This window comes from Aeromonas ichthyocola (assembly GCF_046087985.1).
GTDB lineage: Bacteria > Pseudomonadota > Gammaproteobacteria > Enterobacterales > Aeromonadaceae > Aeromonas > Aeromonas rivipollensis.
This window is the reverse complement of record NZ_JBJSWH010000005.1, coordinates 295,703-310,019: the sequence shown is the minus strand read 5'-3', so window position 1 is coordinate 310,019 and position 14,317 is coordinate 295,703. Positions and strand designations below refer to the sequence as shown.

The 14,317-nt window shown below is 63.8% G+C and carries 8 protein-coding genes and 6 pseudogenes; 6 read left to right on the top strand and 8 right to left on the bottom strand.

Annotation, left to right across the window (positions count from 1 at the left end; genetic code table 11):
* Nucleotides 1-89 precede the first annotated feature (89 nt).
* A complete protein-coding gene (locus ACF2JD_RS16535) occupies nucleotides 90-1,649 on the top strand; it encodes a methyl-accepting chemotaxis protein (protein WP_440987807.1) in 1,560 nt (519 codons plus the stop codon).
* Between the two features lie 151 nt (nucleotides 1,650-1,800).
* Nucleotides 1,801-2,133, top strand: coding sequence for a hypothetical protein (locus tag ACF2JD_RS16530; protein WP_290030362.1), 333 nt, complete (start codon nucleotides 1,801-1,803; stop codon nucleotides 2,131-2,133).
* A gap of 51 nt (nucleotides 2,134-2,184) precedes the next feature.
* On the opposite strand, the pseudogene ACF2JD_RS16525 reads toward ACF2JD_RS16530, so the two are convergent.
* Both ACF2JD_RS16525 and tpx read right to left on the bottom strand, forming a co-directional pair.
* Nucleotides 2,185-3,364, bottom strand: a pseudogene (locus tag ACF2JD_RS16525) (DEAD/DEAH box helicase).
* Between the two features lie 418 nt (nucleotides 3,365-3,782).
* On the bottom strand, nucleotides 3,783-4,304 hold the full coding sequence (tpx, locus tag ACF2JD_RS16520; RefSeq protein ID WP_440987806.1) for a thiol peroxidase: 522 nt from the start codon (nucleotides 4,302-4,304) through the stop codon (nucleotides 3,783-3,785).
* Between the two features lie 218 nt (nucleotides 4,305-4,522).
* Here tpx and ACF2JD_RS16515 point away from each other — a divergent pair, with 218 nt between their 5' ends.
* Nucleotides 4,523-4,711, top strand: a complete 189-nt coding sequence (locus ACF2JD_RS16515) for a hypothetical protein (protein WP_440987805.1) — start codon at nucleotides 4,523-4,525, stop codon at nucleotides 4,709-4,711.
* 133 nt (nucleotides 4,712-4,844) lie between these two features.
* A pseudogene (locus tag ACF2JD_RS16510) lies at nucleotides 4,845-6,971 on the top strand (zinc/cadmium/mercury/lead-transporting ATPase); the annotation flags it as partial.
* A 206-nt stretch (nucleotides 6,972-7,177) separates the two neighbouring features.
* On the opposite strand, the pseudogene pulA reads toward ACF2JD_RS16510, so the two are convergent.
* Nucleotides 7,178-11,232, bottom strand: a pseudogene (gene pulA / locus ACF2JD_RS16505) (pullulanase-type alpha-1,6-glucosidase).
* A gap of 261 nt (nucleotides 11,233-11,493) precedes the next feature.
* On the opposite strand from pulA, the pseudogene ACF2JD_RS16500 reads away from it, so the two are divergent.
* Nucleotides 11,494-11,901 (top strand): annotated as a pseudogene (locus tag ACF2JD_RS16500) (hypothetical protein).
* A 48-nt stretch (nucleotides 11,902-11,949) separates the two neighbouring features.
* Here the strand turns inward: ACF2JD_RS16500 and dmeF are convergent.
* Nucleotides 11,950-12,867 (bottom strand): annotated as a pseudogene (gene dmeF, locus ACF2JD_RS16495) (CDF family Co(II)/Ni(II) efflux transporter DmeF); the annotation flags it as partial.
* 108 nt (nucleotides 12,868-12,975) lie between these two features.
* Here dmeF and ACF2JD_RS16490 point away from each other — a divergent pair.
* Nucleotides 12,976-13,251: a metal/formaldehyde-sensitive transcriptional repressor gene (locus tag ACF2JD_RS16490; RefSeq protein WP_440987804.1), complete on the top strand. Its 276-nt coding sequence runs from the start codon at nucleotides 12,976-12,978 to the stop codon at nucleotides 13,249-13,251.
* 62 nt (nucleotides 13,252-13,313) lie between these two features.
* Here the strand turns inward: ACF2JD_RS16490 and ACF2JD_RS16485 are convergent, their stop codons facing one another.
* The 4 genes and pseudogenes from ACF2JD_RS16485 to ACF2JD_RS16470 form a co-directional block, all read right to left on the bottom strand.
* Nucleotides 13,314-13,451 (bottom strand): hypothetical protein, encoded by a 138-nt coding sequence (locus ACF2JD_RS16485; protein WP_440987847.1) that lies wholly within the window; start codon nucleotides 13,449-13,451, stop codon nucleotides 13,314-13,316.
* Nucleotides 13,448-13,835, bottom strand: a pseudogene (locus ACF2JD_RS16480) (cellulose synthase subunit BcsC-related outer membrane protein). The gene ACF2JD_RS16485 and the pseudogene ACF2JD_RS16480 overlap by 4 nt, the downstream one beginning before the upstream one ends.
* A complete protein-coding gene (locus ACF2JD_RS16475; RefSeq protein WP_440987803.1) occupies nucleotides 13,828-14,109 on the bottom strand; it encodes a cellulose synthase subunit BcsC-related outer membrane protein in 282 nt (93 codons plus the stop codon). Before ACF2JD_RS16475 ends, ACF2JD_RS16480 begins: the two are co-directional and overlap by 8 nt.
* Nucleotides 13,991-14,314, bottom strand: coding sequence for a cellulose synthase subunit BcsC-related outer membrane protein (locus ACF2JD_RS16470; protein WP_440987802.1), 324 nt, complete (start codon nucleotides 14,312-14,314; stop codon nucleotides 13,991-13,993). Before ACF2JD_RS16470 ends, ACF2JD_RS16475 begins: the two co-directional genes overlap by 119 nt.
* Between the last annotated feature and the right edge of the window lie 3 nt (nucleotides 14,315-14,317).

The window sequence follows — 14,317 nt, the reverse complement described above, 5'->3', positions numbered from 1 at the left end:
CCACTTGGGTCGCCCCTACAATGAAGCCGTAACAACAACACACAATAAAAACAAATTTATCAGTTACTTGGCTCATTCAGGATGCGCACATGACCACCACCCGGCAAGAAGGGGAGATCCGTTTCCCCGATCACATATCATTGATTTCGACCACGGACCCCGGCAGCCACATCACCTATGCCAACCAGCACTTCTGCGACGTGGCCGGCTACAGCGCCACCGAGATGGAAGGGGTTCCCCACAACCTGGTACGCCACCCCGACATGCCCAGGGCCGCCTTCGCCGACATGTGGCAGCGGTTGCAGCAAGGAAAGAGCTGGATGGGGCTGGTGAAGAACCGCGCCAAGAGCGGCCAGTTCTACTGGGTCAATGCCTATGTCACCCCCATCCTCAACGAGCGGCAGCAGATCATCGAATACCAGTCGGTGCGCACCCGCCCCCAGGATCACGACATAGCCTGGGCGGAGCGGCTCTATGCCCGGATCCGGGCAGGCAAGGCGCTGCCATGGCAGAGTCGCTTCACCCTGGAGCCGGGGCAACTCAGCCTGCTGCTCTCGGGCACCGCCCTGGCCGGCATGGGGGCCAGCCTGATCACGGGCCAGGCCGCCTGGGGTGGCCTCACCCTGCTCTGCCTGTTAGCCCAGATGGGGCATGGCTGGCACCTGCAACAGCGGCTGGCCCGGCTGCTGGCCATGGCGGGGGAGGAGCTGGGCACGCCCCTCTGTCAGGTGCTCTATGCCAGGCGGCGGGACAGCCTGGCGGCCATCGAACTCTTGCTGCGCATGAAGAAGGCCGAGCTCAGGGCCGTGGTGGGGCGCAGTGCCGACACCAACCAGCAGATACTGCAGGCGGCGGAAGATGACAGGGGACATATTCAGACCATAGACACCCACCTGCAGCAGCAGCGGGCCCAGAGCGAACAGCTGGCCGCCGCCATCACCCAGATGAGTCAGTCGATCCGCGACGTGGCCGACAACGCCCATCAGGCCAACGCCCTGGTGAGCGAGGTGCAGCAGGTGTCAGCCAGCGGCCAGCAGGCGCTGGCGACCACCCGTGCCTCGGTCAACCAGCTACACCAGGAGCTGGATGCCAGTCAGGGGGTGTTGGCGCGCCTGACCCAGGACAGCCAGAAGATCAGCGGGATCCTGGAGGTGATCGGGCAGATTGCGGATCAGACCAACCTGCTCTCCCTCAACGCGGCCATAGAGGCGGCACGGGCCGGCGAGCAGGGGCGCGGCTTTGCGGTGGTGGCCGACGAGATCCGGGCGCTGGCCCAGAAGACCCGCAGCTCCACCGGCGAGATCAGCGACATGATAGGGGCGCTGCAGCAGAGCACCCGGCAGCTCTCCGATGGCATGACCCAGGGGGCCCAGACCTCTGTCCTCTGCCAGCAGCACATGGGCGCCACCGCCGAGGTACTCGACCAGATCAACCAGATGCTGGCCCAGGTGACCCACACCAGCGACGAGATAGCCCAGGCCGTCAGCCAGCAGGCGGATGTGACCAGCACCCTGGATCAGGGCATTCACCAGATCCATCAGCTGGCCAGCCACACAGCCGACAACAGCAGGCAGGCCCTCGATGGCATCACCCTGCTGGTGGAGCGGCTGCAAAACCTCTCCCGCCTGATCAATCAGTTCCACGACTGAGTTTGCCCCCCCGTGTAGCCTGGCGCGTCTCTGGACGCGCTGCCCTTTCCCCTCCCGACACGCCGCTGACCCCTTCATCTCCTTGTCACGAAAATCTGGGTGAATGGATCCCGTTCCCCAGCTCCCGGCGAGCCTCGACAAGGATCTCATGATGCCCAAGCCTCTCGGTTATGCCGCCCTGCTGAGTATGCTGTTGCTGCTCCATCTGACCTGGCAGGAGCCCTCTCCCCGCGGGATATGGCAAGGGTGGGAAGAGGCGCTGCGGGGAAGCCTGAGCCGCCACTTCCCCCGGGCCGAGGTCAGCATGGCGCAGTGGCTGCCAGCGGAGCAAGGTGCCCGCTATCAGCAGCAGTTGGCCGAGCTGGAGCAGCAGTTGGCGGCAAGCCGGGACACCATGGGCGCCGCACGCTGGCAGCAGCACAGGGCGGCGGTGCTCGGCCAGTGGCGACGGGATTTCTTCGGCCAGGAGCAAGACCTGCGCTGAGTGACCCCCATGAGCCGGGTTCACTGTCGGCTCATGGAAGAGGTCTGTTCGTCAGGCCTTGCCCTTGAACTGCTTGACGCTGCGCTTGTTGGCGGTGCGGCGATTCGCCTGCTTGTCCCTGGGGGCTCGCTTGCCTTCCCCGCTCGCAGGCTGGTCGGTGACCGGGAAGCCTTCAAGCTCGGCCAGCGGCAGCTCACGACCGGTCAAGGTGCGGATGGCGGCAAGGGTCTCGGCCTCCCCATGGCAGACCAGGGAGAGGGCGAGGCCTTTCTGTCCGGCGCGGGCGGTGCGGCCGATGCGATGCACATAGACGGGGGCATTGGCGGGCAGGTCCAGGTTGATCACCACAGGCAGCGCCTCCACGTGGATGCCGCGCGCCATCAGATCCGTGGCCACCAGCACCCGCACCTTGCCCACCTTGAAATCGGCAAGCGCCTGCTCCCGCACCACCTGATCCTTCTCCCCGTGCAGGGCCGCCACCGCTATGCCCGCCTTGGCGAGCTTTCTGGCGACCGCATCGGCATCGTCCCGCGCGCTGATAAACACCAGCACCTGAGGCCAATCCTGTTCCTTGAGCAAGCCGATCAGCGCCGGCACCTTGCTGCTCTTGTTGACCAGATGGAGCCGCTCCTCGATCTCGCTCACCAGGCTGTTGAGGGGGGTTGCCTCGATGCGGACCGGGTTCGTCAGCAGATCTGTGGCCAGGCTCTCCAGCTCGGCAGGCAAGGTGGCGGAGAAGAGCAGGGTCTGGCGATCCGCCGGAATAAAGCGTTCAGCAGCGCCTTGATATCGGGTGCAAAGCCCATCTCCAGCAGGCGATCCGCCTCATCCAGCACCAGCAGTTGCGCCATCTCAGCCCCAGCAGTTGCTGGGTCAGCAGATCCCGCAGCCGCCCCGGCGTGGCCACCAGCAGCTGTGGCCCCTGCGCCAGCTCGGCCTGTTGCCTCTCCTGCGCAACGCCCCCACACAGCGTCACTATGCGCAGTCCAGCGCCTCGGCCCCTCTTTAGCGCGGCAGTGACCTGAATCGCCAGCTCGCGGGTCGGCACCAGAATCAACCCCTGCACCTGGCTGGAGGCAGGATCCAGCCGTTGCAGCAGCGGCAAGCCAAACGCCAGGGTCTTGCCGCTGCCGGTCTGGGCCAGCGCCAGCAGAATCCTGCCCCGCCAGCGCCGCCGGAATCGCCAGCTGCTGGATGCGGGTCGGCGTCTGGCGGGCAAAGAGGCAAGCAGAGCGGGATGGAGGGCAAGTTCGTGGCTGGCGCTACGTCAACAAAGAGGCCAGCAGAGCGGGCCTGACCGAGGGGGGCTGGAGGGCACACTTTAGCTGACCCATCACCAAGGAGACACGCCATGACATCCCCCTTCTGGCGCACCCTACGCCACCCTCAACAAAGAAGTGGGAGGCGAAGTCTAGCCAGCCGCCATCGATGACCTCCATAAGTAAAAGGGCGTGGCCCGGCATTCGCTAAAGGATATCGAGCTGGCTTACGCTTCAGGCGAAGTAACAGCAATACCGAGAAATGGCATCAGAAATCTGCTGAAAAACGGCCAGCACCTGTCATCAGCCTTTGTCTGGGCACAAGAGGAGGCTGGCCTTCATCATCCAGCAGCAGGTGATGAGATGGACGGCAATCACAGCAGGAGAAAATTACAGCGCAGCGAGAGCTACGCGGCGTAGTTCGGCTCGCACGGCCAGCGCCGCAGCGTCGGCCACTTCGGCGACCAGCTCGCTGTGCAGCACCTTGTTTTCACCATCCAGCACCACGATGGCGCGAGCGGTCAGACCGACCAGCGGGCCGGAGGAGAAGGCCACGCCGTAGTCCTGCAGGAAGGAGACGCCACGCAGGGTGGAGAGGTTCACTACCTTGTCCAGACCCTCGGCGCCGCAGAAACGGGCCTGGGCGAACGGCAGATCGGCGGAGATGCACAGCACCACTGTGTTGTTCAGGGCGCTGGCCTGCTCGTTGAACTTGCGCACGGAGGTGGCGCAGGTCGGGGTATCGACGCTCGGGAAGATGTTCAGGATCTTGCGCTTTCCGGCGAAGGTCGCCAGGGTCGCATCGGACAGATCGCCAGCAACCAGGGAGAAGGGCTTGGCCTGCTCACCGGCAACGGGGAAATGGCCGGAGACGGAGACCGGGTTGCCTTGCAGAGTGACTGAGTTGCTCATGTTTTATGTCCTTTTTATTGGTGTAGTAAAAATCAGGCCTCCAGTATAAGCGTGGCCAGCGCTTACCACCCGCCAACAAAGGGATATATGCCCGCCCGCTCTCCAGTCAAACGTCAACATCATAAAAGGGGTTGACCTTGGATATAACACCAAGGTTTAGACTCCTTCTCAGTAATCAAGGATCTCGCAGGGGCGGGATCCATCAAGAGGGACTCATCATGAGCAAATCCTGCTGCTCCATCCAGCATGCCGCCCCCATCAAGGCCGTCAGCAAGGCGGCCTCCGGCCAGAGTGAACATCACCACGATAGCCACTGCTGCGACAACGCGGCCCGCCCGTCAGTGACTGTTCAACCCAGACGCCTCATGAGCACGCATCCCGTGACGTCAATGAATCCCCGGGGATGAAGAGCCTCCCCGAGGAAGTTGTCACGATCAAGCGTGCTGCAGTGCGTCCATATCGCCAGCCCATGAACATGAACATGAACATCAGCACGATATGCCACCTGCCGATCCGCTGGTTACGCCTGCACAAGGCAACAGCCGCCATAGCTGGCAGGTGTTGGGGATGGATTGCCCCAGCTGCGCCCGCAAGATCGAGACCGCCGTCAGCCGGGTGAGCGGCGTGCAACAGGCGCGCGTGTTGTTTGCCACCGAGAAGCTGGTAGTGGATCTGGCCCCAGGCCTCTCCCCCGATCCCGTCACCGCCGCCGTGCTGGCCGCCGGTTTCCAGCTCAAGGGGGAAAGCCAGGCAAGCAGGCAGCTGGCCGCAAGAGCAAGCTTCACAACAGCCCCTGCAAGGCAAGCTCGGCAACTTTTTGGGCAAATATTGGCAGCCCCTGTCACTGGCCAGCCCTGATGTTGGTGGCGGCCCTGCTGCCGGCCCAGTTTGGCCAGCCGCTCTTTACCCTGGCGACACTTTGGGGGCTCTGGCCCGTCGCCCGCAAGGCCTGGGCATTGACCAAGAGCGGCTCCCCCTTCGCCATCGAGACCCTGATGACGGTGGCGGCGCTCGGCGCCCTCTTCCTCGGGGAGACCGCCGAGGCGGCCATGGTGCTGCTGCTCTTCATGCTGGGGGAACACCTGGAGGCCTACGCCGCCGGTCGTGCCCGCGCCGGTGTCACCGCCCTGATGGCCCTGGTGCCCGACCAGGCGCTGCGCATTCGTACCACCGCAGAAGGTGAAATACGGGAAGAGGTGGCCGCCGACGCGCTGCGCCCGGGCGACATCATCGAAATCGCCCCCGGCGCCCGTCTGCCGGCCGACGCCCGTTTGCTGGATCCCCTCGGGGCCTTTGACGAGAGCGCCCTGACCGGCGAGTCCATCCCGGTGGAGCGCCGCCAGGGTGACAAGGTGCCCGCCGGCAGTCTGGCGGCGGATAGGGTGCTGCGCCTCGAGGTGGTCTCCGAGCCCGGCAACAACGCCATCGATCGCATCCTGCACCTCATCGAGGAGGCCGAGAGCCAGCGCGCCCCCATAGAGCGCTTCATCGACCGCTTCAGCCGCTGGTACACCCCGGCCATGATGCTGGTCGCCCTGCTGGTGATACTGGTACCGCCGCTCGCCTTCGGCCAGGGCTGGGACGAGTGGATCTACCGCGCCCTGGCCCTGCTGCTCATCGGCTGCCCCTGCGCCCTGGTGATCTCCACCCCGGCGGCGGTCACCTCGGCCCTGGCCGCCGCAACCCGCCAAGGGGCCCTGATCAAGGGCGGTGCGGCCCTGGAGCGACTGGCCCATATAGACACAGTTGCCTTTGACAAGACAGGCACCCTGACCCAGGGCAAGCCGCAGCTGACCGAACTGACAAGCCTGGATGGCCGACCGGAGGCCGAACTGCTGGCCCTGGCCGCCGCCATAGAGCAGGGTTCCCACCACCCGCTGGCCCGCGCCGTGGTCGCCAAAGCGAGCGAACAGGGACTGACTCGCTGGCAGACGCCCGCGACCTGCGCGCCCTGCCAGGCATGGGGGTTGAGGGGCGCATCAACGGCAAGCTGTGGCAACTGCTGGCACCGAGCCGGGTGGCGACCCTGAATGCGAACAGCTCAAGGGGCATTGGTACGCTGGAGCGCAGGGCAAGACCGTCGTGGTGCTCTGCCAGAGCAGCGGCGACAAGGCGCTGCCGGTCGCCCTGCTGGCGCTGCGGGATCAGATCCGGCCGGAGGCGGCGGCGGCGCTGCAAGAGCTCAATCGGCTTGGGCTCCAAAGCATCATGCTGACCGGGGACAACCCCCGCGCCGCCGAGGCCATCGCCACCGAGCTGGGCATGGGCTGGCGCGCCGGCCTGTTGCCGGAGGGCAAGGTGGAAGAGATAGCCAGACTCGCAAAGACCCGCAAGGTAGCCATGATAGGGGATGGCATCAACGACGCCCCCGCCATGAAGCGAGCCAGCATCGGCATCGCCATGGGGGGCGGCACAGACGTGGCGCTGGAGACCGCCGATGCGGCCCTGACCCACAACCAGCTCGGCGGCCTGGCCGCCATGATCCGGCTGTCCCGCGCGGCGCTCGCCAACATCCACCAGAACATAGCCCTGGCGCTGGGGCTCAAGGCCATCTTCCTGGTCACCAGCCTGCTCGGCATCACGGGTCTGTGGATAGCCGTGCTGGCGGATACCGGCGCCACCGCCCTGGTCACCGCCAACGCCCTGCGACTGCTGCGCAAGCGCTGAGGTTCAGCCAGACAAGGTAACCAATGCCTATACCCCCAAAGCCGTCCCCAACCGGGGTGGCTTTTCTCTTTCTCTTCTCCTGACCTGCAAAGAAAAAGCGCGCCTGCCGGTCGGCAGTCGCGCTTTGCTTACTCTCGGAGTTATCCCACCCTTGGCGAGGTGGAATTCAACCCGGGGACGCCGAGCCATCCCCGGCTCAATGGGGCTTACTTGGCGCTGCACTCCTGAATGACGGCTGTGCCCGCCTTGACGCCAGCCGGGTCAACCTTCACCAGCACACTCCACAGCCCCTGCGGCAGGGTGATGCTGTTATTGGCACTGCCACCCTTGGAGAAGGCGAACGAATAACCGGTTTCAGCGTTCACCGCGCCGCCACCGTTGAGCAGGTACTCCTTGCTCCAGTCCTCGTTGGCGACCTTGAACTCGGTGCTGCCGGCGTAGTTGAACGCCGCCTGATAGATGGCGAGATTGCCGTCCATCCCCTTGTAGCTCAGCTGGTACTGAGGTTGGGCTCCCCAGCCGGAGAGCTCACCCTTGACGAACAGGTTGTAGCCGAGCGGATTGCCCGCCACCGTATCCAGCACCTTGCAGCTCTGCACCGGCTCGGTGAAGCTGACGCTCAGGGTCGGCTTCTCCTTGTTCATGGCGGTAAAGACAAACTTGTAGCTGCCTGCCTTGCCAGGTCATGCCGATATTGCCGGTTTCTCCGCCCTTGCACAAGGGTCAGCGGAGTGAGGGGGTCACCAGCTTGTCACCGGCGTTGCAGCTGCCGTAGTTGGCGATATTCCAGCTGGCATCAGCGATCTTCAGCGTTGGTCTCGCCCAGCTTGCCCCTGCGGCACACCGGAGTGGTCTGCTCGTACATATAGTTGCCGCTGAACGCCATCTGGTTGACTGGCCCCACTGGCCAAGGAAACCCTTCGAATAAAGATCCCGGTCGTGCCAAACGGTGGCAGCGTACTCAGGTCGGTCTTCTTGCTGACCGGCAGGCCCGCGCCCTGCGTGCCAGACTGCGGCTTGACGAACACGGCGGCAGACCAGGCTCCAGCGTCAGCTGGCCACCATTGTCATAGGCGGCGCCGCTGGCGATGCTGTCGACTGCGCGATGCTTGCCGCTCAGCACCAGACCGGTCAGGTCGATGGGCTGACCGTTACCGTCACGGAAGTCGCCGATGCTCTGGCTCTGGTTGGTGGCGTTGATCATCACCACCAGGCCGTCGATGGCGGGATCCAGATCCGCACCCGCGCTCGCACCGTCGTCCACGCTCATCACGATGAGACCCGGCACCTGATCCGGTCCGGTGTTGCGGAAGTCGACCCGCTTGATTACCTCAGCCCCACTGCCAAGACGCAGCAGACGGGAGGATTGACGCAGCTCGGACAGCTCCTGGTAGAAGCTCACCATCTGCTGCATCTCGGCCGACCCCGGCGTGGCGTGCTGGCCGAGCACCTGCTCGATCAGCGCGTAGTTGGCCTCATCCTTGTCCTTGCGCGGCAAGCCCTTGTCGAAGTTGTTGTCGCCGAGGGTGTAATCGACTCGGTTGTACCAGTCACCGGAGTCGTAGCTGTCCCGCTCCATGGACTTGGAGCGCAGCAGTTCTACCCCGGCGTGGGTGAAGGGGATCCCCTGCCCCAGCATGGCGGTGGCCAGCGACACCCCCTGCATCCGCACCAGATCGGCCCCTCCCCGCGCCTTGTAGACCAGGTTGTCGAACAGGGTCTGGTTGTCATGCTTGTCGACGTAGTTCTGAACTTCGGTCGGATCCTGGGCATAACCGGCGGGTTGACCGTTGTAGTCGATGTCGGCGCCCTTCTTCGGCACGCCGTCCTTGTCGGTCAGCACGAACTCCTTGAGGTTGCCTGCCATGCCGAGGCGCACCAGGTCGGACTGATGCAGGGCGGTGGCAAGATCCACGCCGTCCAGCTCGTTGGCATCCACCAGGGCGCCGTTGCCGAAGCCCTGGGTCTTGCGAATGGCCTCGCCGCCGTCGAACGGGCTGCCGCCGCGCACCGCATCCCGCAACCGATCGGAGAAGGAGCCGATGCCGGTGCCGGCCAGGTGTTTCTGGGTCGCCTGCACGAAGCGCTTGTCATCCTGCACTTCGCCGAAGTTCCAGCCCTCGCCGTAGAAGTACATCTCGGGGTTGACCTTCTTCACCTCGGCCAGGGCCTGCACCATCTGATCTTTCGGGTGATGACCCATGAGATCGAAGCGGAAGGCATCGATCTTGTAGTCCCGCGCCCAGGTCACCAGGGAGTCATCCATCAGCTTGGCGAACATGGCGTGTTCAGGCGCCGTGTTGGAGCAGCAGGTGGAATTCTCGACCGAACCTGTCTCGGGATTGAGGCGCTGGTAGTACCAGGGCACTATCTTGTCGAGCACGGATTTGGGCCCCAGGCCAGCTTCGTTGGTGTGGTTGTAGACCACGTCCATCACCACGTTCATGCCGATGTTCTGCTTGATGGCCATGACCATCTCGCGGAACTCCTTGATCCGGGTCGTCCCCTCCGCATTGGTGGCGTAGGAACCTTCCGGGGTGGTGTAGTGGTAGGGGTCATAACCCCAGTTGAAGGAGTCCACCCCGCGCAGATAGCCATACAGCTCCTGCACCACAGGATTCTCCTTGCTGTCGCTGGCTTGCAGATCTTCCAGCACCGCCCACGGTCTGACCGCCGCCGCAGTAGCTGCCAAATTTGGATGTTTTCACATCCGGATTGACCTGACAGAGCTTGCTGAAGTCATCGCCGAGATTGGCCACTTTGGCCGGATCCTCGTTGACGGTGGCGATATCGAACACCGGCAGCAGGTGCAGGTGGCTGACGCCGCTTTTTGCCAGGGCTTGAGGTGGTTGACCGGCACAGAGTCGGGCTCGGTCAGGCCGAGGAACTTGCCGCGCTTCTCTTCATCGGTGGAGTCGTCGTTGCCGGTCAGGTCACGGACATGGGCCTCATAGATGGTGATGTCGGCGGGGTTCTGCTGGCTGTGGGGCGCCTTGAGGCTATCCCACCCTTCCGGTTTCAGGGCCGGATCATCGAGATCCACCACCTGACTGAACTCGGAGTTCATCGCCAGACTCAGGGAGTAGGGATCGGTCACCTCGTAGCGCTCAACCTTGCGGCTCAGCGGGTGGTAGACCTCCATGTCGTAGCGGTAGAACTGGCCCACCAGCTCGCTGCCCCCTTCGTAACTCCAGCTGCCGCTGGCGCTGTCGAAGGTCATGGCCACCTCGCCACTCTTCTGGTGGCTGGCGTTGTAGAGGGCCAGCTTGACCGACTTGGCGGTCGGCGCCCACAGCCGGAAGGTCACCCGGTTGCCCTCCACCACGGCGCCATAGCTCTGCTTGGTCGCCTCGGGAGCATAGAGCGCATCGAGGGCACCGGCGCTCTGCACCAGGGTCGCCCCCTGCAGGATGCCGTCAGCATCGGTGCCGATAGCCACCAGTTCCCCCTTGAGCAGGGGCTTGAGATCCTTTCCTGCAGGCAGGGCAAAGGCGGCCACATCCTTGAGGTGCGGATATTTGGCCTGTTGCTCGGCAGTCAGACTGGTCGCGGTCAGGCTGATATAGGGGAAGTCGAATACCCCTTCGGCATTGGCGGTGATGGTGCCTGATTCGGTGTGGTAGAGGCGCACATAGGGCTTGTCCTTGCCCCCTTGCCAGATGAGTGTGTTACCGTCGATCAGGTGGGCACTGGCCCCCGCCACGCCGAAGGCGGCGGTGAAGGCCTCGGCACGGCTGCCGAAGATCTCGTTCTTGCCCGCGACTATGGCCACTGTGCGATCCGGGTGATCGCTGAAGATGACCTCCATGTTGGCACCTGTCAGGTTGGCCAGATCGCCGTTGCGCGCGATGAAGTTGATGCAGCCCTCCATCTTGGCCAGCGGCACCACCCAGGCCGGGCCGAAGCTGTCCACATCGGCTGGAACATTCGCTCTTGTCATCCCACCCGGTATTCAGGCCGCTATCAGCGATGGCGTTGCAGGCATCGTTGTTCCACAGGTGCAGGCTGTGGCTGTCAAAGGGCCTTGGCCGCTTTGGCTGCCGACTGGGTATCCACCAGCGCAATGACCACCTGATTGTCACCGGCGACCAGCAACTCGGCCGGGGGCTGGACGTTGGGCAGACGAGCGACGGGCTCATCCTGAGGGCTGGGGGTAGGAGGGTTTCACACCGGAGGCATCAGAGCTGTTGTCATTACAGCCAGACAAAAGCGCGAGCAGTGAGGCTGTTACCAGCGCCACTTTGGTCTTTTTCATATCCATATTTTTATAATTCCCGCTGTAGTTAGTCTCGATAGTCGAGCACCCGGTCATTGCCAGGCGGTGCCATATTAATCAGCGGCAATCGATTCAAATGTGAGCAAAGGGCAAAAAAACCATCCAGTTTCAACAAGATAACGTTTTCAGACTGAAACTTCGATCCGGCTCACAGACCTCACGGCCATTTGGCCTCATATCTGGAAAACGGCAGTCACGGGGTCAGAAAAGCAATGTCTGATCAAGTGGATAGACAAGGAGTAAACAATGAAACGGATTGAAGAGCAGGCAAGACGGCTGGATCAGGAGTATCAGGCGATCGGGCAGCTGTTCGACCAGTTTTGCCAGCAGGCAGGCACCCTGGCCGAGCAGTATCACTTCTTCAACTGGCCCGATTATGAAGACTCGCCCCCGCTGAGCCGCGCCTTCACCCTGCTGGGGGAACCCCGCGAACTGCGGCTGCGCTGTCAGCCCGGTGAGCGGGGCCCTCAATGGCCTGATCCAGGATGATAGCGGAGAGGCACCATAGCCAGCCTCGGGTTTCGCGCCGATGGTCAGCTGCTGCTGGAGTCCGGCAAGCTGCTGGACAACCCGCCCGGACTGCTGCTCAAGCTGCTGCTGGGCTCGCTGTGGCAACACAAGCCCCAGGAGGAGATCACCGGGCAACCGCACTGACATCAGGGGCCAACGGCACTGCCGGAGGCCTGGCTGGCCTATTCGCTGCGCTATCTCTATGGTCAGGTGCACCAGCTCCTCGTGGATGGCGAGCCGTTCGCGGATCGCCTGGGCCGGGACTGGGACCGCCATCCGCAGGGAGAGCACGGCCGCATACTGCACCTGTCCCACCCGCCAGACGTGCAGATCGCGGATCTCGGCGTCAGGCAGCTCGGCTATCACCTCGCGGATCTCCGCCACCAGGGGAGCGTCCATCTCGGCATCCAGCAGCACCCGCCCCGTGTCCCGCAGCAACCCCCGGGCCCAGACCGCCACCAGCACGGCCCCCACTATGCCCATCAGGGGATCCAACCAGTCGGCCCCCCACAGCATGCCCCCCACCAGGGCTATGATGGCCAGCACAGAGGTGGCCGCATCCGCCAGCACGTGGAGGTAGGCGGCACGCAGGTTCAGATCCTGATGGCCATGGTCGTGAGCATCATGGTCGTGACCCTGGTGATGATCGTGATGATGAGCGTGGCCGTGGTGATGAGCATGACCGTGGTGATGGCCCTGATCGTCCCTGAGCAACCAGGCGCAAGCCAGGTTCACCAGCAGGCCGAGCAGGGCGATGCCGATGGCCTGCTGATAATGGATAGGGCTGGGATCCAGCAAGCGGGCCACCGACTCGAACAGCATCAGGCCCGCCACTCCCACCAGCAGCAAGGCGCTGCTGAAACCTCCCAGCACCTCTATCTTCCAGGTACCGAAGCTGAATCTGTGATCCCGGGCGAAGTGGCGGGCGGCGCGATAGGCCACGACGGAGAGGCCGAGGGCCAGGGCATGGGAGCTCATGTGCCAGCCATCCGCCAGCAGCGCCATTGAGTTGTAGAACCAGCCGCCACCGATTTCCGCCACCATCATGATGAGGGTGAGCAGCACGGCCCAGCGGGTCTTGCGCTCCGCCAGCGGATTCCCCTGATGCACGACGGGTTGATGGCAGTGGAATTAGAGCAGGGATGACATGGATTTCTCCTGTGGGCCACGATGGAATATACTATACCCCAGTATAGTTTTATTGTGCGAGAGGATCCCATGTCACACACGGTTCACGACAAGAAGAAGCTGCTGGCCAGGGTCAGGCGCATCAAGGGACAGACAGGTGCGCTGGAAAGCGCCCTGGAGCAGGAGACAGACTGTGCCGCCATCTTGCAGCAGATAGCCGCCATCCGTGGCGCCGTCAACGGCCTGATGCTGGAGGTACTGGAAGGCCATATGCGCGAGCATCTGGGGGCGCCGGAGGCGACCCCGGCCGAGCGGCAGGAGGATCTGGATCAGGTGGTCAGCGTCCTGCGATCCTATTTGAAGTAGCGCAATGCAAAGACGCCCGGCAGCAAGCCGGGCGTCTCGTCAATCAAACTCCCCGTAGGGGGTCAGGGGCAGCGGCGGCATATCGAGATCCCCCCGCCACGGCTTGAAGGTGTAGCGCAAAAACAGTGTGGCATGGCTGGGGCATAGTCATCCGCCTGCTGGATATCGATCCGGCCGCCGATGCGCCAATGATCCGTCAGCCGGTGCTCGACCAGCGCGTTGACGGTATAGCCCGTGCCACGGCTGCTCCACCGGCCACGGTGGCATCCTTATCCGGCAAACCATCCGGCAACAGACCGGGCAGAGGATAGCGGCGAGAGTCCTCGGTTCTGGCCTGCGACCAGGAGACCGACCCACCCAGCTCCCAGGACCAATCCTGCACGCGCTGGCGATAGCTGAGCGGCAGCGATAGCGAGAGGTAACGCTGGGGGCTGTAATAGCCCCCCTTGCCCAGGGTATAGCCGCCAGATCCTGCTGATAATGCCACCACATGGAGCTCAGTCCGACACTGACCCGGCGCTGCTCCTCGTTGATGAGCTTGTAATAACTCCCCCCATCAGCCGGGTGCGCCAGTTGTCAGGCACATTTTTGCCCGTCAGGAGATGCTGCTGGGCGCTGCCCCAGAAGCCGACTGCCACCCCAGGTCATGGCTGAATCCAGGCGAACCCCGTTGGCCCGCACCCCGCCCCAGCTGATGCCGGTCCCCGGGTCGCTTGCACCGGCATAGGAGAGCAGCGAGCTATTGACGGGCCGCCGTGATAACGTGCATTCCCCACCCCAGCTCTCGCCAGTCTCCCTTGACGCTCGCCCCGCCGACCCAGTCCACCACCTCAAACCCGAGCGGCGTGGTGCCCCCATCAAAGGCCCAGCGCTCATCATGCCAACCCGCCGCCACCGTGGTTCCCCGCTGGCGCTGCTGCTCCATACCGCTGCAGTCGCGGGCGGCACAGGTGCCAAACTCCTCCTGATAGGGGGAGTCCGGCAACTGGCCCGCATCCATGTCCACCAGCTCGAGGCGGCCAAAGGCGGTGCCGCCGGCCAGAGGGGTATCCAGTTGCATCATCTG

Bases quoted from the DNA above. Each gene is read 5' to 3' on its own strand.
- ACF2JD_RS16530 (WP_290030362.1), top strand. From the start codon at position 1,801: ATGCCCAAGCCTCTCGGTTATGCCGCCCTGCTGAGTATGCTGTTGCTG.
- tpx (WP_440987806.1), bottom strand. From the start codon at position 4,304: ATGAGCAACTCAGTCACTCTGCAAGGCAACCCGGTCTCCGTCTCCGGC.
- ACF2JD_RS16475 (WP_440987803.1), bottom strand. From the start codon at position 14,109: ATGGGGGCACCACGCCGCTCGGGTTTGAGGTGGTGGACTGGGTCGGCG.
- ACF2JD_RS16490 (WP_440987804.1), top strand. From the start codon at position 12,976: ATGTCACACACGGTTCACGACAAGAAGAAGCTGCTGGCCAGGGTCAGG.
- ACF2JD_RS16515 (WP_440987805.1), top strand. From the start codon at position 4,523: ATGAGCAAATCCTGCTGCTCCATCCAGCATGCCGCCCCCATCAAGGCC.
- ACF2JD_RS16535 (WP_440987807.1), top strand. From the start codon at position 90: ATGACCACCACCCGGCAAGAAGGGGAGATCCGTTTCCCCGATCACATA.
- ACF2JD_RS16470 (WP_440987802.1), bottom strand. From the start codon at position 14,314: ATGATGCAACTGGATACCCCTCTGGCCGGCGGCACCGCCTTTGGCCGC.